Consider the following 24,970-nt stretch of genomic DNA (forward strand, 5'->3'; position numbering starts at 1 on the left):
GTGGCAGCCCCGCACGCACGCTTGGTCAGCCAGCGTGGACCCGTGTCCAGCAAGCTCGCAGAACGGGCTCAAGGCGGTGCCTGCCCGCGCCGTCCACATCGAAGACCTGGAGGGCACGTAGGATGCGGAGGGCATCGGCCGCGTCCAACTGACCGTCGTCCGTGTCGGCCTCGATCGCCTCCCGGAGGTCGTCGCCGACCATGCCCTCGTCCGTCATGAACACCAGCACTGCCCGATAGGCGGACCACTGCGGTGTCTGCGGGACCAGACCGGTCTGCCCGAGGAATTCGCGCGCACCCTCGGCGTCCTGGAGACCGGCCACGGCCTGCTGCAGCGCCCTGTCTCCGTTCCGCCCCTCGGCCAGGGCGGCCGAGAGCCGGTCGACCAGCAGAGGCCAGCCGCCGGTGGACTCGCGGAGCCGTTCCAACTGCACCTCGGAGGTGAACGCCTCCTTGTCCTGGGCCCAGGCGCGCAGACCGTCCGGCGTGAAGCGGCGCAGGGGAAGCGCTTCGATCTCGACGCCCTCCTCCTCGGCGCCGAGGGCGAGCGACCACAGGGGCAGCTGCTCGGGGCCCGCGATGACGACCGCCGAGCGAGTGATCCCGGAGGCGATCGGGATGCGCCGGACCGCGCCCTCCATCGTGCCCCGGCAGGCTTCCTCGCCGGGCGACTTCACCGTGAGGTCCGATACGACGACCCGCCGCTGGCCGGGCTTGCCCCCGATGAGCTCGCGGTCGAACTCGGAGCGCTTCGAGATCTGCGGCATCTCCCAGCCGGTGGTCTCGGCCACCTCCCGCAGGGCGGCGCTGACCCGGTCGATCCCCGTGGCAACCGTGCCGATGATCAACCGGGCCTGGTTGCCGTGGCCCGGCAGTACATCCGCGATCTGGTCAGCGGTGAGAGGGGAGTGCGAGTGTACGTGGCGTGAACGGTACCGGGCCTCGAACTTGCTGAAGTGCTCCGCCACCTTGCGGTTCGAGGCCTCCTCCAGCTCCGCTTCCACCCTCTCCAGGTTGCCGATCATGCTGAGAGCGTTGGCGCTGCGCAGGTGCCAGCCGCGGTGGTCGGGATCGGGCGCGAGCACGCCCAGGCCCTCCATCTCGGAGAGGTAGGCGCGGAACTGGTCCGTGTCCAGACTCTCGAAGCCCTCCGGCCACCAGTAGGTGCACTCCTCCCGCAGCTGCACATGGCTCAGCCGGGCGTCCAGGCCGTTGTAGTGTGCGTGGTGGGCGACCACGTTCGCGATGACGTTGTACCGGGAGTCGAGCCGCAGCGTGTCATGGAAGGCCTCCGTGATGCTCGCCCTGAGAGCCTTGTCCGACTGGACCGTCTCCACATCGGCACGCGTGATGGTGTACGGCGGACCGGACTCCGAACCGCTCCGCTTGGAGTGCATGGTCTGAACCAGCCGTTGCCCGAACATCTGGAGCAGGAACGGCTGGTACGAGCAGTGGCCGAGGATTCGGTGCACCAGCGCGGGCTCCTCGAACTCGTAGCCGAGCACGGCCAGTGGCCCGATGAGCAGGCTTACCGCGTCCTGAGGGCGGAGGGGCCCGATGACTGTGGGGCGCTGGGCGAGGTGGCTGAACGGGCTGTTCACCGCGATCTTTGCGTAGCGCTGCACCGAGTGCAGGCCCGCGAACACGACCTTGACCCGGTCCTCCGTCTCGGCGCCCAGATCGCGCAGCCGGCGGGTCTCGGTGAATTGAGGGGAGTCGGACTCGAAGAAGCCGTCCGCCTCATCGAGCATGATCAGCAACCCGCGCTTGGAGTCCTCGCGCAGCCATGCCTTGATCCCGTCCAACACCTGCTGGTAGGTAAGCACGGAGTCGGCCTTCACCCTCCGCTGCAGCGTAAGCGCGTCACGTTCCAGCAGGCGCCTGCCGATCCGGTTCCAGACGGTGGAGGACGGCGCGTTGGTGCCGGTGAACGTAGAGTCCAGCGACAGCAGCAGGCTGATACGCGAGTCCGGGATCTGCGCTTCGAACCTCCGTCCGGCCGCCTTCAGCAAGGCCGACTTGCCGAGCCCGCGGCCACCGAACACCACCTGGTCCCCGGTCGCGCTCTGCACGGAGTCGAGCTCCTTACGGCGGCCGAAGAACATCTCCTCGGACACGGGGGCCCGCTTGCCCATCACGTAGGGGTTGACCGCGGAGAAGGGCAACAGGACGCGCATCGCGGAGTCCAGACGCTGATTGCCGCACGCGGCCAAATGGGCGAGCGCAGCGTCGTCCAGGACGACGATGGCGCGCCTGTCACCGGCGCTCAACGCGGCGAGGGCCTGGCGGTCTCGCACCGACATCGTGCCGAAGTACGCGACGAGCAGGCTATCGTCGTTCGGGTCCTGCTGAATCCAGGACATCAGGGTCTCTGCCGAGGGCCGGTCCCACACCAGCATCACCCGGAGCGCGCCCCGCAGTCCCGATCCGAACGCGGGGACCAGGGCCGAGCCGGTGTACTCGACGGCGGGCACGTCAAGGAAGCGGTAGCTGCCCGAACGCGGCTTGTCGACCCGCTGCGGGCCCTTCTTGCTGCTATAACCGATCAGGCGCAGAGCGGGCATCAGCAACTCGCTCTCGCGGACCCCCTGAGTACGGAAGCTTCCCTTCCGGGCAGCCAGCTCGGCCCATCCGGTCAGACCGTGCGCGGTCTGCTCCGCGATCTCGGACGACAAGGCGGAGTAGTCGAGTGCGGCCAGGTCCTGGAAGCGCTCGCGCCGCCGCACGGCGTCGATGAGCTGGTTGGAGATCCCCATTCCGGGCAGCGCGTCCGGGACCTGCGGGAAGAAGGCGGCCAGGCTCCGGTCTGTCGCGTGGGCGTCCGGAATTCTCTCGCCGTTCGCCAGGTGCGAGATGAGTTCATCCGCAGTGAGCAGATCACCCGCGCCGACGAGCTGCTCCACGCGCTTCCGGTCCTCGACATCGAGCCCGTCGATCTCGCCGAGCCGAGTCCGCAGAGCGGCAGCGTGGACGGCATGCGCCCGATTGAGTTCCTCGGAGAGGGCATCCAGTCGACGGCGCACGTCGGCGAGGTCGCCGTCGGGAGCGGGTACCGCGTCCTGGATCCGGCGCTCGAAGGCGCGCTCCTTCTCCTCGGTGAGGGCACCGTCGACGCGGGCACGCCGCAAGGTCTCCTCAAGCCGCTGGCGGGTGTCGCGCAGCTCGTTCGCAACTCGCTTGCCGGAGTCAAGGACGAGCGATTGCAGTCTCTCCGCGGTCTCCGGAGGGGCCGTGCGATCCCCGAGTCCTGGCAGCTGCCGGTTGGCCCAGAGATCGAGGAGCGTCTGCGCCGTGGCGAAGTGCTCGTTCGACACCTGAACATGCACGGCCTCCTCCCAGGAGCGGCCACCCGCGCGCAGCAACTCGGCGGCGGGTACCTGCGGTGACCGGACCTCCCCCGTGGTGGCGTCGACGACGGCCCCAGGAACCTTCAGGAGTTCCCCGTGCAGGGCGAGCTCGGTGGTCAGTTCGATGTCGTCGAGCCGAGCCTCGCCGGAGAGCAGGGCGAATGTCCGGGCCAGCGAGGTCGCCGTGGCCCGCATGGCGGCGGCGGTGAGTACATCAGCCGTGACCGCCTGTTCGCGCACCTCGCGAACGACGTCCTCGCTCAGGCGGAGGACCACGGCGCGCATCTCCCGCACCTGGTCGGCGCTCCAGTCCGTTTCGCGCGCGCCCAGCTCCTGGGCCTGCCGGATCCACCTGTCGACCAGCGCGAGCCGGTCCGCCGTGTGGCGCAGCAGGTCCTGGCGGGCCGGACCCTCAAGGCGGCTGCGGGCTCCCGGCGTCATCAACTGCCGGTCGATCTTGTCGAGTTTGGACTGGATGGTCGCCGAATCGCGGAGCTCGCGCACCTCGCGGGAGAGCGCTTCGAGGCCACTCCTGTCGTCCTCCACCGCGTGCCGCAACAACGAGCCGATGAGCCCCTTCTCGGGGTCCCACCACTGGCGGACGATCCTGTGGGCCCGGGGGAAGCGGATGCTGGGTACCTGGTCGAGCCCCTGCTTGCAGTCCTCCCGTGCATCCTCCAGCGCCCGTTCGAGCTCGGCCGTGTCACGGGCAAGGGCAAGTGGCGGGGAGTGCACGAGAAGGGACTTGAGCGCGCGCTGGGCCACCTCGTCCGAGACCTGGGCCAGGCTGAGGGGCAGCCCGGCTGCGCCGCGGCTGAGCGAGGCGCCGACCTCGGTGTCGCCCGTTACCAGGACCGTACGCAGCAGCGCAGCGGTCGCCAGAGCGGCGTCGGACCGACTGGCCGCCAGCTCCTCGAAGTCCGGGCGCGCGAGCAGCGTTCGAATGCGGCTGACGCTCTCGCTGCTCGCCGAGCGCACCGCATCGGCACAGGCGGCGAGCTGCAAGGCCGTGATGCGATGCGGCGGTTCGCCGAGACTGGCCGCGAGCGAGGCGGCCAGGCCGTAACGCTCGGCGGCGATGAGCTTGGCCAGAGAGGTGTCGGACTCGGTGAGCTCGTTCGCGGCTCGCTGCCCGGTGGGCTTAGCGGTGGGTGCGGTGCGAGAAGAGACGCCGACAGCGGAGACGGGCTCCGGCGCCCGCCCTACGAGGGCGGGCCGCTCCGACGCCCGCCCCGCAGCGGGCTCTCCCGCCATCACCGGGACGATCGGGGCGGTCACGGCCGCGGTGTGATCCACCATCCGGGGCTCGGGGATCGCGGTACGGACAGGACTCGCCGCCGCCTCGTCCGGTGCGCTGGCCCGGTGCCCGCTGCCTTCGCGGCCACCGGCGGCCCGCTTCGCAGTACCGCCGGCGGGGTGGTGAGACCGGGCAGGATCGTTGTCCTCGGGCTCCGCCGCGTGAGCTGCGGGGGCAGGTCCGGACAGCACGGATCCCACCTGCTCCGTGACGGTCTCGGCGCCCTCCTCGCCGACGGGGCGCAGCAGAAGCTCCGCATAGCGCCCAGCCGGATACGCCAACCACCGGCTCCGCACCGCCGCGGGGAGCAGAGCGAGGATGTCAGCGGGGCCGTGCCCGTCCAGGTGCAGTTCCACCATGGTCAGCAGCGCATCGAAGGCCTCGGCGTCCTCCTGGTCCACGGCATCCCACTCAGGGGCATCGGCAATGGACCGTGCTCGCTCCCGGGCGGTTGCAAGATCCTGGACGAGTAGCGGGTTGTCCTGGCGGCACGCCAACCGTGCCACTTGGGTGAGCCGTTCCCGCAGGGGGGCGAGAGACAGCCGGCCCAACGCCGTCTCGGTCTCCTGCCTGAGGTGGACAAGGTCGGCCGTGACCGGGACCACCCCGTGCGCCCGGAGTCCGTCCGTCGCGGCATCGAAGGCCTCAGCCACGCTGAACAGCATCGCCAGATCTGCGTCGGCCGGTCGGGCCTGGGCGGCGATGGCCTCGGCGGTGCGGCGGGCCGGCTCAGCCGCGGACTCCAGCGTCTCCGCGACCCGCCGCAATGCGGCCTTCAGCTGGTCGGCGTCGGGTGACACCTCGGATGTGGAGACCGATCCACCGTCATCGGCGCGCCCGGACTCGTCCTCCTCGAGCAAGGTGTCGGCCTCGTTCGCCATCTCTTCGCCCTCTTCCTCTTCGTCGTCCTGATCCGGAGCCAGTTCCACCACCCGTTGCGCGGCCTCCAGCACCTCCTGGATCGGGATCCCCGTGTCCGTCATCCAGGGCTGCAGCAGGGCCCACTCCCACAGCTGGGCGTGGTCGACACTCACCCCGAGCTGTGACCAGGCGGTCAGCCGCAGGAGGGCAGGGCTCCATCGATGCGTGAGTGGACCCGACGACTCGTCCAACACCCCCCGCCCGTACTCGAATCCGGCCAAGGCCAAGTCGTAGAACACGGGCTGGGTCAGCTGATGGGCTGCTTGGTGGGCCCGTGCCGACTCGGGATCCCGCTGAATGCGCGTCAGTACATCTTTGCAGAGCGCCCGGTTGACCCGGGTTCCGTCGATGGGAATGCGGAGCGTATTCAGCAGATAGCGTCGCCGTTGCACAGGTGTGGAGTTGAGCGAGTGCTCCACGTCCGCCTCAGTGAGCCTCAGCACCGCGGCGGCCAGCGGAGTGGGATCCGCCGCAAGGGTGCCGGTGAGGGCAGCGGATAGCGCTTCAAGGGCTGAGAGGCGCTCAGGCGGCACGTTCTTCTGCCGCCTGGATTCCGGGTCGACAGGGTAGGGCGTACCGCTCTCCTCGCCGGGGAGAGAGCGGGGGCGAGGGGACGGACTCATTCAGCCTCCAGGGGAAGACCACTCGATGACACGAAGAGGGAGCGGTCAGGACAGGACGATTAGTGGCCGCGCTTGTGTGGGCGCACGTAGGTGTATCCGGGCGGCAACTCGGCGGGACCGCTCAGCCGGAACCTGCGATGGTCAGCGCGGTAGAGCGCGCGTTGCTCATCGGTCGCCTCGTGCCCGAGATGGCCGATGCGGCGAAGGAAACCTGCCACTCCGTGCTCAAGCACCTTCGGGCCGAACGGAGCCGGCTCGCGAGGGCTGGTGCTACCGCCGGGACGCCTCACGTCGACGCGATGCGGCCGGTAGCAGACAAGGTCCACGAGCGGCTCGCCGGATTGGGGCGGATGATGCGTGGCACCGTCCGTGCCCCGGCTACCCCGCCCGAGCGTCAGGCGCTCATCGGCGAGCAGCCCGGCGAGGGCGGCCTCGATGCGAGCGGCCTCGATGCGGGCGCCACCCATGACAGCGTCCACGGCATCCGGCACGTCAGTCCGAGCGAGAACTGCCTGGCCGAACCGGTCGAGCAGGCCGAGACGGCGAACCGCAACCAGTAGCAGTTGACGGGGAGACAGCCCCTCGACGCATTCAGCCGCCGTACGCGCCGCGGCCGAGCCGTCCCGGGTGAGCACCTGGGGATCGTAGCGATGGGAGATCAGGTCTCCGTCAATGGTCACCGGGTGCTGCAACAGAGCCGTGCGCGCATGGATCACGCTGCTGCCGCGCTGCCAGGTGAACGACAGCCAGATACCGGGGAAGAAGTCCAACGGCCACGGGATGCCGTCGAGTTGAGAGCCATGCTCGCCCACTATGAGACGCGCGTCGTGACAGGATTCTTCCGGCGGCAGTGGCTGTCCGGCGTGGTGGAGCACGACCCGCACCCGGCCCAGCGCCGCGCCTCCGGACGCGAGCTGGCGGGCGACATGCTCGGGCAGCGGCAGAAATTCTCCCAGCACATGGCTGAGGCGCAGCGGCTGGGCCCACTCGGTCTGGCTGTCGTCCGCAGAGAGCAGAACGGCGAAGCCGAGCTCGCTGTCGTGGGGCCACCGCGGTGCGGGCTCCGGCTCCTTGGCGGCCGCGTCCGCCTCCACGGCCTGGGGAGCGTCTGGCGGAGTGGGGTCGCCCGGGCACTCGTTCGGCAGCTGCGTGTTCCCTTCGGCCGCTGGTTCGGGGGCCACCGCAGAGCTGTCCGTGCTGCCGACCTCAGGAGCGGTGATGTCCGCGGACCGGGGTTGGCACTGCGGCTCCGGCTGTGACTCTGGCCCGGTCTGCGCCTGCACCGGGACCCGCGACCGGGGGACCTGGGGGGATGGTTGCCGAGGGAAGCTCTCCCCCCAGCCCAGGCCCGCCGGTTCGTCCACGGCGGCGTTCGCGAGCGCCCTGCCCACGCGTCCCCCCACCGCGGCGAGCTCGGCGCGCCAGACACCACCTCCCTGCCAGCGGTCGTCCAGGCTCAACCGCACTCCTGAGGGGAGCAGGCCGGTCATCTCGTCGTGCTCCCGACGCGCGTAGTCGGACAGCACGGAGTTAGCGTGGCAGACGGCAAGCGGATAGTCGGTGCCCCACAACCTCTCCCGCCACTCCGGTTGCGCCCGCAGCACGACACCTAGCGCGGTGTACGCCGGCCGGGGCATAGCGCTGCCGACACGGCGCCGCTCGCGCGGAATCCCATGCCTCGCCGTAGACTCGGCGAGCCGGACAAGATCGTCACGGCCCAACGACCCCGAGTCCGCGAGCCTCCGCGCCATCGAGGCCCGGGTGAAGGCGTACTCCCCCCACGTCCGTGCCTCGTCCAGGGCGGCCAGCGCCTGCCGCACCGTGCTCATCAGCCCTCTGACCGCCGCCAGCAACTCCCCGTCACCGCTGCCCGGTTCGAGGAGAAGGGGCAGCGCCACCGGTGCCAGGGCACTGGTGAGCTGCGCTCGGCCGCGCGCGACGAGGTAATGCGCGTAGTAGTCGGCATCACTGAGGTCGGCGTCAGCGCGGGCGTATCTGGAGTCGACCACCAGGTGTCCGAACGCGTCGGTGCGGTCCTGACGGCGCAGGCGCTGAAGCCGCTCCGCCTTCGGCGCCAGTCCCTGTCCGAAGGCCGTGCTGTCGAAGACCAGCCGTTCGCGCAGAGCGGGCGCCTCGTCCGGTGCGAGGAGCCCGGGCCCCCGTGCGCCCGAGGGCGCCCCGGAGAGCCAGTAGGGCGTCTCTCCGTACAAGCCGATTCCGGTGTGTGCCCCTTCCTTGTAGACGACCTCAGCGGGCAGCAGGTCCCCACCCGTACGGATATTGATCATCGCGCCGACCGGCAGGGCCTCGACCTCGTCGCCGAGCGCGACCGAAGGAAAGTCCCCTATGTCCAGTGGGCCTCCGACATACCCGCCGGCCTCGATGTCGTACCCGAAGTACACGGCGTTGAATGCCACGGACGTGTGCACGGGCGCGGCTCGGTGCGCGACGACGGCACCCAGGTAGGCCAACAGCCGCCCGCGCGCCACCGAGTCGCAGGCGTCCAGGCCGGCGAGCATGTCCGGCGTGACCAGCGGGTCGTCGTCGTACGGTCGCCACACGCGGCCAGGGGCGATGGGTGATGCGGTCATCACACGTCTCCTCCGACGTGGGCGGGAGCGAATCGGGCACTGGCCGGCGCCGCGACGCGCCACAGGACGCCCGAGGATGTCAGCCGCCCGGCCTGCGCCAGCCGGGCGATGCTCTCTTCCACCGCACGCAGGGGAAGGTCGGCCTGCGCTCCGAAGTATCGGCTTCCGACGAGCCCTTGGGGCAGTCGGATCCGGCGGCCCAGCTTGGGCGAGTACGAGCTCTCCTCGCCGCGCAGGGCACGCCAGATGCCACGCGGGTGGACACCGCGCGGAACCGCCCAGACCAGCCGGTAGACCTGGTCGTCCAGCCGCCTCCGGCGCGATTCCGGCTGAGCGGCGCTGTCGATCGGGCGTGGCTTGGGCGTCAGCAGAGCCTCGGCAGCTGCCGGCATGGCCTCGCCGACCGGCCAGTCCGGCTTACCCCAGCACGCCCCGCACCGGTTCGCCGCCGTCGTGCAGCAGGACTCGGGGAGCTCGGTGACCCCGAAGTAGTCGGCGAACTTCTGGTGTGCGCAGGTCGCGGAATCCTGGAAGAAGTCACGCAGCCGAGCGATCTCCACCGCCGCCCGCCGCGCCTTTCCGGAGAGAGCCGTCTGAAACTGCGCCGGGAGCTCGGTGCTGAGGACATCGATCCCGCTGACCCAGTGACGGCTGGGCGCGGCCGAAACGTCCAGCAGTCCGCGGTCATGGAGGTCGCTGAGCAACTGCCAGGTTCCCGCAGGGCCTTCGGCCAGCTCACGGTATCCGACCACCCGTGCGGCGAGCCACTTGTCCAGCGCCGCGACGTCGAGCCGGGACCGGACCAGGCCATGCCGGCCTCGGCCGCGATCCGGGAGGCCCGCCACCGCAGCCACCACGTCGAGGATGAGCGGCTCTTCCTCGTCCCCAGGAGCCAGCTCGCCGCGGCGGACCTTGCACAGTGGCGGGAAGTCGCCCTGGTCAGTGACCGCGCCCAGGCGTGACAGCTGGCTGAACGCGCGCATCAGGCCCGCCACGTAGGCATCGGCCACCCGGGCCGAGCGTCCCTCCTGCTCGGTGATCCGGCCCGACCGGATATCCTCACCGATCAGCCGGTCAGCGATGTCCCGGGCGTCCAGCACTGCGTCGCAGGCCAGGACCGCTCGCCCCATCCGGGTGAGAACACCGGGGTGCAGATCCTGCCCGGTCATGAAGGCGACTGTGCGCAGCCCCTTGGTGGTCAGCAAGGCCAGTGCGGTGTTGGCCTCCGCCTCGGGGTCCGCAGACGAGCCGCTCCCCGCCACGTCGCGGCCCGCACGCCCCAACTGCTGGTAGAGCGAGGCCAGGTCGGTCGGGGCTGACACGCAGAACACCGTCCGGATGTCGTCGCGGTCGATCCCCAGTCCGAAGGCGGAGGTCGCGACGACGACGAGGGGCGAGAACCCTTCCTCACCACGGCGCGGGGCCTCGCGGAATTCCGTCATGACGGCCGACTTCTCGGCCTGCGTCAGACGACCATGGAAGCGACGTATCCGGAGCGTGGAATCGCCGAGGTACTCGCGCAGGTACGCGTGGAGGGCCACCACCTCCTTGACCGTCAGGCAGTAGAACACCGCATGTCCCGTCAGTGCCTCCAGCACGTGCCGGGCGAGGCCGGCGACCACGGCGGGGCTCGACTGGTTGAGGGAACGTCGGAAGACCGCCAGCTCCGGACGGATGGGGTTCTCCCGAACAGTCACCAGACCGCCGGCGGCCACCGGCCCCGCCGCCTCCCGACGGGCGGACTCGCTGCCCACGGGCGGGGGGTTCTCGCCTGCCTCGAAGACCCCTGTTCTCAAGCCGGAGTGCACGGCGTGGTTGGCGGTGGCGGTCAGCGCCGTGACCGGCAGCCCGCACGTGTGCCGAAGCTGACTCAGGAACTGCTCGACCCGCTGCATGCTCGGCCGGAAGTCGTCCCACTGGACCATGGTGTGCGCCTCGTCCAACACGATCCGGCTGACGGTTCCGGCCACGACCGCGGACCGGACCAACTCCCGGAACCTACGCTGACACAGCCGCTCCGGGCTCACGTACACGATCTTGATTCCGTGGTTCGCGCGACCGAGCAGCTGCTCCGCCACCTCCGTCTTGCCGGCCCGGCTACTGGATTCCCGCAGGGGCGCGATCAGCGCTCGGACGGCGCCGCCGATCGAGCGGTTGAGCTCGAGCGCCTGATCCTGCATCAGGGCCACCAGCGGGCTGACCACGAGGGTGACACCCGGGAGGACCAGCGCGGGAAGCTGAAAGGTGAAGCTCTTGCCGAACCCCGTCGGAAGCAGACCCAACACGTTGCGCCCCTGGACGACCGCCTCGATGACGGCGCGTTGCGCGGCCTTGAGCCGGAACTGGCCCGGATCATCCATCAGCCGGAGCAGTCCCGCGACCTCCGAGGCCCGGTGGAGCACTTCCTCTTCCAGCCGGTTGTCAGCCGCTAGTTTCGCCACGTCCTCCGGTGAGAGCTCGAGCTGCCTGATCCGCAGGGTCTGTGGCAGCAGGGTGTGCCGCAGCAGCGCTGCGGGCTCCGAGAGTTCGGCCGCGCGCTGCGGGGAGAGGACGCCGTGGCGCGCGAAGAAGTCCCAGATGCGGGCCCATCCCTCGGCCATGTTGACGACGTTGCCGGCTCCCGGCTCCCCGGTACGGGGGTCGGTGCGCAGCAGCCCCTGATCGAGGCTGCCCAGGAAGGCGCGGCGATAGGCGCGACGCAGGGCCGTGTGCCCCGCCAGCTTGCGATCGCTGATCACGATCACCCCGCGATGGCGCTCCGAGCGGATCAGGCGCCCCACCGCCTGGCGCAGCTGGAGGGCCGCAAGCGGGATGTAGTAGTGCTCCGTCGCGTGCGCGTCTGGGTCTTCGAGCCCCGCCGCCTCGGCCCTCGCGCACACGGCGGCGCGGCGGGCCTCCACCAGCGGTGCCGCGAAGGGTGCGAAGGGCAGCTTGTTGATCCACACCAGGCGCAACTGCTGCTCGTCCGAGACATCCACCCCCTGCCACAGGCCCTTGGTACCGACCAGGATTCCGCCCCCGTGCCCGGGATCGGTGAACTGCTCGAAGGCCCGGGCGTTTCCCAGCGCGAGTGCGCTGACCACGGGCGTGGGGGCGCTGCGCCGGCGAAGCTCCTCAGTCAGGAACTCCGAGATGCCGCCCGCCGTGGAACGCGCGGTGGTGAGCACCAGGGCGCCTCCGATGGTGCCCGCGGCCCCCGCCCGCGGTCGCGCCACTTCCGCTGCGTAACTAGCGAGTTGATGGGCGGTGGTCCGCATGGCACCTTCCTGCTGCTCTGCCCAGGAGGGGAAGTCGGAGAAGCAGACCAGTTCCGCCTGTCGGCGCAGATCGAACGGGGTGTCCACGCACATCGTCGGGATCCCGGACAGCCCCAGCCGCCCCATGATGAAGTCCCAGCTCCCCGCCACCCGCAGGGTTGCCGATACGTAATACGTGCGCGGAAACGAGCCAAGGAACCGCTGCCACTGCGCGTCACCGGGCAGTTCGACCGGACTGGACGAGACGCGGAACCGGTAGTGGCGCAGCCCGGCCAGCGGAATGGTGAGTTCCTCGGCGTACACGATCCGGTTGGGCAGCGGAGGAGGGAGCAGGCTGCCCTGTACCACGTCGAGATCTCCGTCGCTGCCGGTCCCCGGATCCTCGTCCGCCGGGTCGCCGAGATCCGACTCGGCTCCCGCGTCGCGGTTCGCTCCCGTCGTCGGACCGCTGCTCCCCGCGCGGCTCTCGGCGGGCGCCGCGCCGAGGATCTCCTGGAAGTCCGCCAGCAGCATGTCGGCCGTCTCGCGCAGCTCGGTCACCCGGGTCTGCAGCGTGTTGAGAAGTTCGAGGGAGAAGACGTCGAGCGCGCCCGCATGAGTCTGCGCGAAGTCGGCCAGTGCCCGCTCCAGTCGCACGCACACCGAGGACAGCCGGCGCACCAGCAGCCGCAGGGTCCGTACCTGGGGAAGCCCCGTGCCGCTGCCGTACGGGCTGGCGAGCGTCACGGCACGGGAACCGACAACTGACGAATCCTGCCCACCCAGTGCGTCGAACGCCCTGGCGGCGGCCTGCGGGAGGACCTCGTGGTCGAGCAGGGTCTCCAACTCCGCGACCGCGACCGCCACCCGGTCCCGAGCTGGCCCCGACGCAGCGGCCTTCAGCCAGGCGTGGCACGACGCAGCGAGGTCCTCCACCGCTCCGTAGTCCAGGCACACCGTCAGGGCGGATGTCGCGGCGTCCTCCAGCAGATGCGCCTCATCGACGATCAGCATCGTCTCGCCGGGAAGGGCGCGGAGGTCATCCAGATGCGCCAGCAGCACCGCGTGGTTGGCCAGCACCAGCCGATGGGACGCGATCGCCTCGCGGACGCTGTCGGTGTGGACAGCCAGCGGCGTGCTCGCCGTCGGCGAGTAGTCCCCGTCGGCCTGGGAGAGCGACTTCAGCCACAGGGACAGCGGTGGTCCGCAGTATCCGTCGAGGAACACGGGTACGTCGACAGGGTCCACCGACCGGGCGGTCCACACGTCGGGGGCGGCGGTAGCCGCGATCAGGCGTAGCAGGAGGAAGGCCGCCAGCTCGCGGAACCTCGGGTGCTCGACGAAGCGTGAGCGCATCCCCCGGTCGCTCCGCGAGCCGAGGGCGGTCGAGTCGGACAACGCCGCGGCGAGAGCGCGCAGGGAGAGGCGGTTGGTCCGGCCCTTGATCAGGTCCGCAGCGCCCAGGAGGCCGGGCATGGCGTGGCTCAGCGTCTCCACATCCCGGGCGAGCTGACTCTGGAGCTGCTTGGTGAAGGTGGCGATGACCACGCTTCGATCGGGTCCGCCGCCGAGCCAGTCCATGGCGGCTGCCAGTGCGGCGAAGCTCTTACCCGTGCCCGTCGGCGCTTCCACCAGAGCGCCGACCCCGGCGTCCGCCCAGGCGTGCAGGCTCGCGGTCATCTGCTGCTGGGCCAGGCGCGGGCGGGCCCCGGCGCCATGCACTACCCTGGCCAGCTCACCCGGGTCGACCCGGCCATCCGGGCGCAGCCGCTCGGGCACGGTGAGCGGGGCGTGGCCGAGCGCGCCAGCGGGGGCCCCGCCGCGGCGTGGCGCATGGTGCCGCAGCCCATCGATGAGGACGGCGGAGATCTTCTGCAGGTCCCAGGCGCCCTAGGCGTCGGTCGCTCCGTCCATCTCCGCCACGTCCGCGGGGCCGCCCGCGAGCTGGCGCAGTACATTCCATGCGGGAGAGTCGAGGCAAACGGCGGAGACGAGGGCACGGAGCTCCCCGGGCCAGCCTGCGAATTCGTCGGCGGCCTGTGCCATGACGCGGACCAGGAGCTCGGCGTCGTCGGCCGCATCGTGCCACCGTAGCCCGGACCGATCCGCGCCGCAGCTGTCCGCCAGCATCGCGAGCCGGTGGCTGCGTGCCAGCGGCCACACGCAGTGCGCCAGGTAGAGCGAGTCCACGCGCTCGCCGGGCAGCACGGGCAGGTTCTCCCGCCCGCATGCCTCATCGAGCAGCGGAAAGTCCGCGGCGATCCCGTTGTGCGCGAGCAGGACATCCGTGCCGGTGCAGAACGCGTGGACGCGCTCCAGGGCGGTGCGGGGATCCGTCGCCTCGACCTGCTGTCGTTCTCGGAGCGCGCGGTCGTGGATGACCCAGTCTTCACCAGGCAGCGAGAGGAAGACCTCGATCCGCGGCTGGCCCGCCACCCAGGCCGCATCTGTTCCCGTCCGAACGGCACCGATCTGGAAGATCCGGCGCTCCACATACGGGGCCGCGGCCGTCGTGTGTACGACAGTCTCGACGTCGATGGCTACGGCACGCGCGCCGCGCCGAGGTTCGAGGCCGTCCTGAGGTTCCGGGCCCGTCCGCCCCTCGCCGCCGACGACGAACAGCAGCCCGTCACGTTCGTGCAACAGCCGAGCGGACAGGGCCTGCTCCAGAAGCATCGTCAAGCGTTGGGCGGGCACTCGCTTGAAGCGGTCACGGGCTGCCTCAAGGAGCTCCGCTACGGTGATTCCCTCAGGGTACGCGGCAACGAGTCGAACGAGAGGCGCCGCGGCAGTCGACACCGCGCTGCCCTCCGATGTACCCATCGCGGTTCTTCTCAGTGTGCCGTCACTTCCGATCCAGACCAGGTGCTCGTATCGGCTCAGTCATGCCGAACTGATCCATTGTGCAACCACAGCCACCTTCCGTGGTGGCGTTCTTACAATCCGAGACCCCCAGCAGCGTGTCAGGTCTCCGGGGCGCGGTACCTGACGAACAAGCAGACAACCTGGCCTCCCCGCAGCACACCAACTCCGCCCGCCTGTTGTGAGCTTGAGCCGGGAGGCCGCCGACTGAACGTGTACGACATCCCGAAATCTGGCCCGCGCAGTTCGGGCCGCACGCCGTTCCCTGCAGGCCGAGGTACACCTGTCTCGACACCAGGACGGTGGCGGGGTCTGGCGGCATCGGTGAACGTCCGGTCGACGTGCAGATCCACTCCAACTACGAGAACATCTCCATCAGGCCTGACCGTTCCGCGACCAGCCGCACCTCGTAACCCGCCTGGCGAAGTCTATTTCCGCAACGAGACGGCCTGACGCATGCTCAACCGCCCCGAACGACCAGCCATGTTCTTTGGCTCCTGCCGGGGGCGCTCGAACGATGGCTGTTCAGCCGCGTCACCGCAAGAGCAGTGACGCGGCTGTCCCGCTTCGTCGACCGGTGGGATCTCGCACGCGGTAGGGCCGAGTGCTTAGAAGGCACCAGGCCTACGGCTGGTCGCCCCGCATGCCCGACATGGCCAGGCTCGTCGGTCACCAGCCCACGTCACGACGGGACCCGTCGGAGATGCTGACTACCCGGAAACGCATCCTCAAGCTCACGCGTAAGCACACCAGGAGCACCCGGTACGGACCCCCCAAGCCAGGCAGAGGCGACCTCCGCCGACCGGCCTGCTCCGTGCACGCAGCCGAACGAGCAGCCTCAGGCCGACGGCACCGAGCCGTCTGGAACCGCTGCGCCGTTCTCGCCCGCGTGGTCCCAACTGGCCGACAATGGATCAAGTGGCTTCCATGCCGGTCGACTTGCCCTTCTGGGAGCAGGTCCACGCGTTCTGGCGCCGGCGGCGCAGCGGGGTCTCGGCGGCGAGCTACACGACCGGCTACGTTACCGGGTCCACGAGGCGGCAGGCCGAGAGGCGGCAGGCCGGGACCGGGAGCCGACCGCGGGCTTCATCGACGCGCAGTGGGTGAAGGGGCAGCCTCGGTGCGGCCGCGTCCCGGGGCTGCGATGGCGGCAAGAAGATGAGCGACCGCAAGCGCCACATCGTGGTGGACGCCCTCGGGCTACTGCTGACCTGCGCCAGAACGCTGGCGTTGAGCCTTTCCTCCAGACCAGCACCATCGTCCCCGGCACCGCACCCGCGACCGGCACAGGCTGCTTGTCGGACTGAGCGGCTGACGTCTGACCACGTTCGTGCGGCTCGCCAAGCCTGCAGAACTTCCGCCGCTGCCGGGAAGCGCGTTCCCGCTCCGCCAGCAACCCCATCACCGTCGGCATCCACTCGCAAGGAACGACACAACGTGTCATCCCTGCCGCCGGAACGCCAATCTCGTGCCTGAACAGCGGAAATGCAGCGATCGAACGCAACAGGTCGAAAGGGCTTCGCAGGCCTTCTGCCAACTGCTGTCGAGGTGAGGCCTCCCTCACTGTCGGTGACCCACGGTAGGGTTGATCACATCGTCAACGCGGCCCGACGGGCTTCCGCTCGGCACCGACTTAGCCGGTATCGAGTCTCGAAGGACATGCCCCCACCCGCACGAGTCTCTTCGTGCTGCCTGGGGGCATGTCTTGCTGTTCCGCGGTTCCGCATCCTCCGTCTCTGCCGAGAGGGCCGCAGGCACTCTTGTGCCCCGCCTGAGCGAGAACTTCGTGCGCAAGCATGGCCACCGGCCGAGCCCCTCCGAAGCGCGGTCATGGGAGCGAAGTATCCCGGTCCTCACGGACGCGCTGCTCGACGCTGGCCTGGGCGAGGTCGAGGTCCTGTTGGAGTATCAGCTTCCGTTGACCAGCCGCCGAGCCGACATCGTGCTGGCGGGCGTCCATCCGCGGACCCAGGAGCCGTCCTACGTCGTCGTCGAGCTGAAACAGTGGAGTGACGCCTCCCCCGACGATGATGCGCCGGCGCTCTGCTGGGTCGACTCCTACCCCACGCCGAGGCTCAATCCGATCGAGCAGGTCCGCGGGTACTGCGACTACCTGGCCGACTTCAACGGAGCGCTCGCCGAGCACCCGCATCGGGTCGCAGGCGTGGCGTACCTTCGCAACGCGACCGAGTTCGGCATCCGGGGACTGCAGGATGTGGGGCAGGACCTCCGCGGACGGATGTTCAGCGGCGAACGCAGGGCCGATCTGCTGAAGCACCTGACGACGTTGCTCGCCCCCGCCGCGGGTGCTCAAGCTGCCGACGAGCTCCTCCTCGGAAAGCAGCGGCCATCGAAGCAGCTGATGGCAGTGGCCGCTCAGGAGGTCCGGGCACGCGAGCAGTTCGTGCTGTTGGAGGAACAGCGGCTCGCTTACGAGATGGTGCTGCGTGCGGTAGAACGCTCCCATCGGGCAGACCGCAAGGAAGTGGTGGTGGTCCTCGGCGGTCCGGGGACGGGCAAGAGCGTCATCGCCCTGTCGTTGCTCGGCGAGCTGTATCGGCAGGGACGCAGCGCACTGCACGCCACCGGCTCACGCTCATTCACCTTGACCATGCGTAAAGTAGTTGGAGCTCGCAAACCTGCCGTACAGAAACTGTTCAAGTACTTCAACGACTTCATAACCGCGGAGAAGAACGCCCTCGACGTGCTGATCTGCGACGAGGCTCACCGCCTCCGATCGACCTCCAGCACCCGCTGGACGCCGGCCGGTCACCGGACCAACCGGTCCCAGGTGGATGAGCTGATCGACGCAGCCCGGGTGCCGGTGTTCCTGTTGGACGAGAATCAGGTAGTACGGCCTGGGGAACTGGGCACTGAGGCGCAGATCGTCGAAGCTGCCAAGGCCAAGGGGCTGGACGTGCACGTGGTGCAGCTGAGCGACCAGTTCCGCTGTGGTGGAAGCGACGCCTACGTGAACTGGGTAAACCGTCTGCTGGACCTGACCGATGGCGGTCCCTCTGTCTGGGAGCCGGACGGCCTGATGGATCTGCTGGTCGCCGATTCGCCCTCGGCTCTGGAGGAGTTCCTACGGGCGCGTCTGGCCGAGAAGTACCAAGCGCGGATCACCGCGGGGTACTGCTGGCGGTGGAGCCCCGAGCCGAAGGACGGTGAGCCGCTTCCCCAGGATGTGGTCATCGACACGTGGGCCCGTCCGTGGAACCTGCGCGGTGACCGCTCGATCTCCGGTGCCCCACCAGCCGCGCTCTGGGCAACCGACCCGGCGGGCTTCGGCCAGGTCGGCTGCGTCTACACCGCCCAGGGCTTCGAGTACGACTGGAGCGGGGTGATCATCGGCCCGGACATGGTGTGGCGTGGCGACCGCTGGGTGGTGAACCGGCACCTCTCCAAAGACAACGTGTTCACCAAGGCGACCACGGACGCCGAGGTCGACCGGCTGATCAGGCATACCTACAAGGTGCTGCTGACCCGAGGTGTCAGAGGCACGGTGGTGTACTCGGCTGATGCCGAGACCCGTGCCAAGCTACGTGAGCTGGTGTCGACCCCGTTCGAGCAAGCCATCGCAAAACGAGCCGCCGGACTTCAGGTCAACGTATGACTGCACCGCAGGCCCGGTCGCGTGCGCAGCCAGTCCGTCGTCTCCGACAGATCTGCTCCTGGCCCCGTTCCGCAGCACATCGCGCCGCGCCTGTGCCAGGACTTCAGAGGTGATCTCCACTCACACGAGTAGGAGTGGAGATCACCTCTCGCCGCGCCGCCGCCCTTGCTGCCCTAAAGCTGGGAGCCCGCCGCCCAGCAGGTGTTCCTGCCCTCCTGGCCGAGCCCGATGACCTGTCGCACCACAATGCCCGCAACGACCGCGGTAGAGGGTAGAGGGCAACGGCAGCATCGAGCGCGCGCCGCCGCCCCGGAGCCCCGCGCGCAGCGTCCCTGGCTCCTCGTCCTTGGCGTCGCGCTCAGGAGAACATCTCGCCGAGCAGCTCGGGATCGACGGCGATGGGGGCGGGACGGTAGGCGGGTGGCTGCGTGCCCATCAGCTCGCGTACCAGGAAGTCCCAGCAGCGTGTGCGGACGTAAGCCAGGAAGTCGAGGAACGTGTGCTCGGCCCCCGGTACCAGCAGTAGCTCGAAGTCCTTGCCGGCGGCGATGAGCCGGTCGGCCAGCCGTAGCGTGTGGTCAGGGTGGACCTGGTCGTCCATCTCGCCGTGGATGAGCAGCAGTTTGCCCACCAACCGGTCCGCGAGGTCCACGTTGGAGGCACGGGCCCAGGCCTCGGCATTGTCCGCGCCGTCGTAGGCCTCCACGAAGCCGGCGTTGAAGTAGCGGGCGTCGTGCGAGCCGGAGAGGGCGACCGCGGCCTTGTACACCTCGGGGAAGTCCAGCATCGCCCGCGCCGCGGCGAAGCCGCCTCCGGAGTGGCCCAGTACGCCGACCCGGTCCAGGTCCATCCACGGCCGGGATCCGGCCAGCTGCCGCAGCGCCGCGACATGGTCGGCCAGGCAGCCCGCGTCGGCCAAGTGGCCGTAGGAGGCGTCGTGGAAGGACTTGCTCCGCCCTGGGGTGCCCCGCCCGTCCAACGCCACCACGACGAAGCCCAGCGCCGCGATGGGTTCCGCGTCGAGGCCCATCCCGCCGGGGTCGAAGCACGGGCTGACCCGGTTGACCTGCGGGCCGGGGTAGAGGTTGTCCACCACCGGGTAGCGCTTGGCCGGGTCGAATTCCCGTGGCCGGTACAGCACTCCGTAGAGGTCCGTCACCCCGTCGGCCGCCTTGACGCGGAACCGTTCAGGCGGCGTCCAGCCGGTGGCGGCAAGCCTGCTGATGTCGGCGCGCTCCATCTCGACCAGCACCCGCCCGGCCCAGTCACGGACGCGGGACACCGGCGGGGTGTCGACGGAGGACGCCGAGTCGATGAAGTACTCCTGGCCCGGCGACACGGTGACGACGTGGTCCAGAGCGTCGTCGGTGACCTTGGCGAAGCCGGAGCCGTCCAGAGCGACCCGGCACACCGTGCGCCGGTACGGATCCTCGGCAACCAGCCCGGAGGCGGTGAAGTACACCACCCGCTCCGCCTCGTCCACGCGCAGGATCTGCCGTACCGCCCACTGCCCGGAGGTGACCTGCCCGAGCAGGGCGCCGGTGTGCAGGTCGTACCGGTACAGATGGCCCCAGCCGTCGCGCTGCGAGTACCACAGCACCTCGTCGGCCAGCATCCGCACGATCGGCGGCTCGTACATCCACTGGTTGGGCTCCACCCGGGTGGAGCCGGTCTCGCTGAGGACGGTGCTGACCTCGCCGGTGGCCGGGTCCAGCCGGTGGAGCGTGAGCGTGCGCAGGTCGCGGGGCCGGTCGAGGTAGTACACCGCCGAGCCGTCCGGAGCCCACCACGCCCACTTGCCGGCGATCGGCGAGAACTGCGGCATGAGCAGCGGCTCGGCCTGCGCACGCACCACCGTGCCCTCGGCGATGTCCAGCACGACCATTTCGGCCCGCGGCATGCTCTCGTCGCCGGCGTAGGCGTACCGCTGGGTGTGCAGCAGGGGCGCGCCGCCATCGGCGGGCCTGGACTCCACGAGGTGGGTCCGCCGGACCGTTCGCTCATCGGTCCGATGCGCCAGCACCTTGGCCGAGTCGGGCGAGAAGGCCACCACGGGCGGCAGGTGAGGCAGGCCGAACTTGCGCAGCAGGGTGGCGTTGCCGGTGCTGGCCGGGCCCGTGCCGTACGCGTAGTCGGGCTCGCCGTCGGTGGTCAGCGCCCACTCGCGTCCGTCGGACAGCGAGCGCGCCCACAGGTCGTGCCCCCGCTGGGACACCGCGACCTTCTGGTCGGGTGAGAGCACATCCAGCGGGCCGGCCGGCGGCGGCGTGAACTCGGCCCGCTCGCAGGTGTAGTCATTCAGGCGGCAGCGCCAGTACTCGCCGAACGCGTCGAACTCCACTGTGTTCCCGGTCAGTTCGAGAACCGTGAAGGGCAGGGCCACGGGGTCGACCGGCTGGCCACAGGCGGCGCTCAGCGCGGCGGCGACCCGGGTGTGGTCAAAGGCCGGCCCGCAGGTGCCCACCACCGGGTCGACCAGCACGAACCGCTTGCCGGCTCCGGTGCGCACCGCGTACCAGAAGCGGGGGCCTCCGTCGATCCACTGCGGCCTGACCTTGTCCCCGATCACGAGTTCGCCAGGTCGGGCGGCACGGCGCAGGAGCTGCTCCGCGACCTGGTAGTCCTGAGTGGTGCTCATTCTTCCTGTCTTCTTTCGGGATCGGTTCCGGGCATCGTGATGCCACGGTGGTGCCATCACGGCAGGGCGATGCGAAGTGGGCACGGCCGGTGCCACGTCGGGGTCAGCGCCGGTGGACGACGGTCGCCAGGGGGACGCCAGCCTCGAACCTGCCGTCGGCGGGGTACAACTTCGTGGTGCCACTGCCGAGTTCGCCGACACGGATCGCGGAGTGGGGAAACCCCGCCCCACAGGCGCCGGGCAGGTGTGAACGCACGGCCGCGCCCTCGCCGGCAAGACTCCGTGCCGCCCCCGCGAGACCGATCACGGCGAACGGGACGACGCCGAGTCGGCCAGCGGGCGAGCCAACGAAGCGGCTGGAAGCGGCCGGATCGCTGACCTTCAACACCACTGTGGGGTAGGTGATGTTCATGCGGCCCAGCATTCCCGCAGCTCGCGGCACGAACAACGGCGGTTTTTGCAACGTCCGTTAACACCGGGGTTCACGATGCCGGCAGGAGAACGGACGGTGGCCGTCAGGCCCGACCCAGTTGGCGGCAGCCAGCGGCCGGCATCACAGCAGTTCCGCGCAGCCAGTCTCCGGGAGACAGGCCGCGGCACGGTCTTCGCAGGGCAGGTTGACCTCTTCGCTCACCTGGCGGTGCCTCAGCTATTCTCCGTCGTCATGAGTGGGATGAGCAGGGCGCGGCTCGTGAAGCTGGCCGCGGAGGCCACGGTCGACTGCTACAGCGAGGACGAGGAGCTCTCCGGCTGGTACGCCGTGATCGAGGAGCACGTGGCCGTCCCTTTCAAGACCGTGGTACTCGGAGTCGAGGTCACTGTGGAGAAGGTTGACCTTCGGGGCATTCAGATCGTGGCGGTCTGTTCTCGCGGACCGCACCGCCAGGCCATCGATATCATCGACCTTCCGCTTCCCTCGCCCGCGCCCGAAGGTGCGGAGTGGATCGAGGCGTTCTGCCACTGGGCGCTCTGACGGGACGAGTCCGATCCTCGACAGTCCCATGAGAGCCGTGGAGGAGCGGAGGAGCGGGGGCGCCAGATCACCCGATGGGCGGTACCGCGCTGTCGGTCGGCTGTCAGTGGGGACAGTGACCTGTCGGTGGGATGTGAGTGGCCCCCGGGACCATAGGAACCGGGCGCGGCTGACCGTGAAGGTGTGGCCCGCCTGACTCCAGACCGTTCCGAGCTTCCGGGAGACCGCCATGCCCTCCGTAGCCTCCATACCCTCCGTACCCCGGGTCCTGCAGTGGGACGTCCACCGGTTGCCAAACGCCGTGGGAAAGCGCGTTCTGGTCACCGGCGGCAACGCGGGGATCGGGTATTTCGTCGCCGAGCAGCTGGCCGGCGCCGGGGCCACGGTCGTCCTCGGGAGCCGCGACACGGGGAAGGCCGAGGAGGCGATCGCCTCCATTGCCTCGCGCGTCCCCGACGCCAGGGTGAAGCACGTGCCTCTCGACCTGGCCGATCTCGCTTCGCTCAAGGCGTCCGTGGACGCGCTCGGGCTTGACCGCCTCGATGCGGTCGTCCTCAACGCCGGGGTGGCGCTCGACCATCCGCCCCGCCGCGAAACCAAGGACGGCCACGAGCTGATGTTCGGAACCAACCATCTGGGGCACTTCGCGCTCACCCACCACCTGGCCCCGCTGCTCACGACGACCCCGGGGAGCCGGGTCGTCACCACCGGCAGCTTCGCCGCCAAGTCGGTACGCCTGGACCTCGACGATCTCCAGAACACGCACGACTACCAGCCCAAGCGCACCTATTCGCGCTCCAAGCTGGCCCAGATGCTCTTCGCTCTCGAGCTCGACCGCCGCCTGCGGGCCGCCGGCAGCACGACGGAGAGCGTGCTCGTTCATCCCGGTGGCGCGCTCGACTCCCTGACTCCTTCGCGCCCGCCGTTCCATGTCCGGACCACCGGCGAGCGGCTGAGCCGCCTCCCGCTCGGCCTTGTCGTCCAGGGCAAGGACGCTGCCGCATGGCCTGCCGTCCGGGCCGTCCTCGACCCGAGCGTGCGCGGCGGCCAGATGGTGAGTCCCCGTGCGTTCGGGCTGCGCGGTGCGCCCAGGACCGAACCTCTCTGGAAGCACCTTGCCGACAGCACGACCGCGGCACGTCTGTGGGCGGCGAGCTGCGACCTGACCGGCTGCGAACCGACGTTCACCGCACCGTGAGGGTCCGGCAGGGCCGAAGGACCAGCGGTTGGGCGCGACGAAGCGGAAGCCTCGACCGGGTGAGGTCCCCGGGCCGCAGAGAACAGTGGCGGTCAGGCTCGCTCGGGGGCTGCTGACACCCAGGGCGGGGCGGTTCGCAGCTCAGCGCGGGAGCACGAGCCCGCTCATTACATCGGCGGGGAGAGACGGGTTGGCGCCGGCTGCCGTTGCGACCTGCCAGTCCTCGTCGGCCAGCAGCTCGATCAGCACGTCGGCCGGGAGCTCTGGTCGGGCGGCGGCGATGGGGCGGGCCCGGGGGTCGGTCAGACAGGCCAGGAGTGCTGGGAGGGAGGCATTCGGGTGTCGGGCGATCTCGCGCAGGGCCTTCCGGGAGGCAGGCTGTCGGGTCAGGCGCTCCAGGACGGTCGCGGTCGCGTCGGGGTTGGTGGCGGCCTTTGCCGCCACGCGGGGACCGTGACGGTCGATCATGGCGAGCAGTTGTGCCTCGCTGAGGCCGGGGTGCGGGGCGATCGCCTTGAGGACCTTCGCGTCCTCGTCGCGGGCGAGCGCGTCGCGGATCTCGTCCGGCAGATCGCGGCGCTGGGCCACCACCATGCGCAGGGTCGGGTCCGCCGCTGCGGCGAGGTCGGCGACCTCTGCGGGCGTGGCCGTGGCGACGCGTGGCAGCAACTCGGATCCCAGCTTTGCCAAGTGGGCGATCCGTGCCAGGACCTCGAGCGGCAGGGACGGGTGGAGTGCCAGGGACCGCCGGACGTCGTGGCCCGCGTCCTCGGCAAGCCTGCGGATCAGGGCCTCGTCGATCGACGGGTTCTTGGCCAGCGGCGCGCGCACCATCGGTATGGGGTCCGTGGCCAGCCGCGCGTAGATCTGCGGGGGCAAACCCTCGCGTGCGGCGACGAGTTCGCGCAGCAGCGCCGACCAGTGGTCGACCGACCGGGCCACTGCCCACGCCGGGGTGGCAGGGTTGTGCAGGGCCTGCCACTGGGCGTCGCGCACGGCGGACTGGTGGGATCCGTCGCAGGCATCCCCTGGCAGTAGCTCACAGTCGCCGCGGGGGCAGTCCGGAGCGTGAACGAAGGGGACCTCCTCGCGGTCGCAGACGCGGCAGTGGCTCGCCGGCGGCAGCCCCTCCCCGGTGAGCAGCGCCGCCAGCAGTTCCGGCGGTGTCGCCCCGTTGCCCGCGACCCCGCGACGGACCTCGGCGTGCGGATGCCGCGCCAGTTCGGCGGCCAGGTGTCCCGGGCCCCACGCGGCGAGCGCGGCGACCACCCCGATCTCGGGGTCGTCCGCGAGGCTGCGGGCCACGTCGGCCGGCAGCCCAGGACACCTGGCCAGCTTCTCCCGGTGCTCCACGCACGGGTGGGCGGCGAAGTACCGGGCCCAGTGCGGCAGGCCGGCCCCCTCGTCCAGCAGGGCGAGGGCGGCAAGGGGCTGCACGGCGGGGTCCACGTCCGCCGCCTTAAGCCGGCCCTCGTACGCGAGGCGGACGGCCGCCCACTCGGATCGCGCGGCCAGTGCACGGACCTGGGCACTGCTCAGCTCCGGCCGGCGCGCCAGCTCAGCGGCCAGCTCGTCGTCAGCCGCACCGATCAGCCGGTCGACCAGGTGGGTCGGGAGGGCAGGGTTCACGGCGAGGCCGAGCAGCGCATGGTTCACAGCGCGTCATCCT

At 70.1% G+C, this 24,970-nt stretch carries 10 protein-coding genes; 3 read left to right on the forward strand and 7 right to left on the reverse strand.

The genetic code is table 11. The annotated features are described in order from the left end of the window. Nucleotides 1–25: 25 nt before the first annotated feature. The 4 genes from C7C46_RS04495 to C7C46_RS04510 form a co-directional block, all read right to left on the reverse strand. On the reverse strand, nucleotides 26–5,983 hold the full coding sequence (locus C7C46_RS04495) for a hypothetical protein (RefSeq protein ID WP_245984156.1): 5,958 nt from the start codon (nucleotides 5,981–5,983) through the stop codon (nucleotides 26–28). 263 nt (nucleotides 5,984–6,246) lie between these two features. Beyond that, complete coding sequence (locus C7C46_RS04500) at nucleotides 6,247–8,778, reverse strand: hypothetical protein (protein WP_110665927.1); 2,532 nt, start codon at nucleotides 8,776–8,778, stop codon at nucleotides 6,247–6,249. Next, a complete protein-coding gene (locus C7C46_RS04505; RefSeq protein WP_146258984.1) occupies nucleotides 8,778–13,793 on the reverse strand; it encodes a DEAD/DEAH box helicase in 5,016 nt (1,671 codons plus the stop codon). Before C7C46_RS04505 ends, C7C46_RS04500 begins: the two co-directional genes overlap by 1 nt. Nucleotides 13,794–13,904: 111 nt before the next feature. Next, nucleotides 13,905–14,690: an exonuclease domain-containing protein gene (locus C7C46_RS04510; RefSeq protein ID WP_181442192.1), complete on the reverse strand. Its 786-nt coding sequence runs from the start codon at nucleotides 14,688–14,690 to the stop codon at nucleotides 13,905–13,907. A gap of 1,891 nt (nucleotides 14,691–16,581) precedes the next feature. On the opposite strand from C7C46_RS04510, the gene C7C46_RS04520 reads away from it, so the two are divergent. After that, the gene (locus C7C46_RS04520) at nucleotides 16,582–18,492 is read left to right on the forward strand and encodes a DUF2075 domain-containing protein (protein WP_110665934.1); all 1,911 of its coding nucleotides are present in this window, start codon (nucleotides 16,582–16,584) and stop codon (nucleotides 18,490–18,492) included. 358 nt (nucleotides 18,493–18,850) lie between these two features. On the opposite strand, the gene C7C46_RS04525 is transcribed toward C7C46_RS04520, so the two are convergent. Continuing rightward, nucleotides 18,851–21,130 (reverse strand): S9 family peptidase, encoded by a 2,280-nt coding sequence (locus C7C46_RS04525; RefSeq protein ID WP_110665936.1) that lies wholly within the window; start codon nucleotides 21,128–21,130, stop codon nucleotides 18,851–18,853. Between the two features lie 103 nt (nucleotides 21,131–21,233). After that, nucleotides 21,234–21,542 (reverse strand): hypothetical protein, encoded by a 309-nt coding sequence (locus tag C7C46_RS04530; protein WP_146258985.1) that lies wholly within the window; start codon nucleotides 21,540–21,542, stop codon nucleotides 21,234–21,236. Between the two features lie 96 nt (nucleotides 21,543–21,638). Here C7C46_RS04530 and C7C46_RS04535 point away from each other — a divergent pair, with 96 nt between their 5' ends. Both C7C46_RS04535 and C7C46_RS04540 read left to right on the forward strand, forming a co-directional pair. Continuing rightward, on the forward strand, nucleotides 21,639–22,103 hold the full coding sequence (locus tag C7C46_RS04535; RefSeq protein WP_245984158.1) for a calcium-binding protein: 465 nt from the start codon (nucleotides 21,639–21,641) through the stop codon (nucleotides 22,101–22,103). A 229-nt stretch (nucleotides 22,104–22,332) separates the two neighbouring features. Beyond that, a complete protein-coding gene (locus C7C46_RS04540) occupies nucleotides 22,333–23,301 on the forward strand; it encodes an SDR family NAD(P)-dependent oxidoreductase (RefSeq protein WP_110665940.1) in 969 nt (322 codons plus the stop codon). Between the two features lie 141 nt (nucleotides 23,302–23,442). Here C7C46_RS04540 and C7C46_RS04545 read toward each other — a convergent pair whose 3' ends face one another. Further along, complete coding sequence (locus C7C46_RS04545; RefSeq protein WP_110665942.1) at nucleotides 23,443–24,957, reverse strand: hypothetical protein; 1,515 nt, start codon at nucleotides 24,955–24,957, stop codon at nucleotides 23,443–23,445. Nucleotides 24,958–24,970 lie beyond the last annotated feature (13 nt).

Source organism: Streptomyces tateyamensis, assembly GCF_003205575.1.
Classification (GTDB): Bacteria; Actinomycetota; Actinomycetes; order Streptomycetales; family Streptomycetaceae; genus Kitasatospora; species Kitasatospora tateyamensis.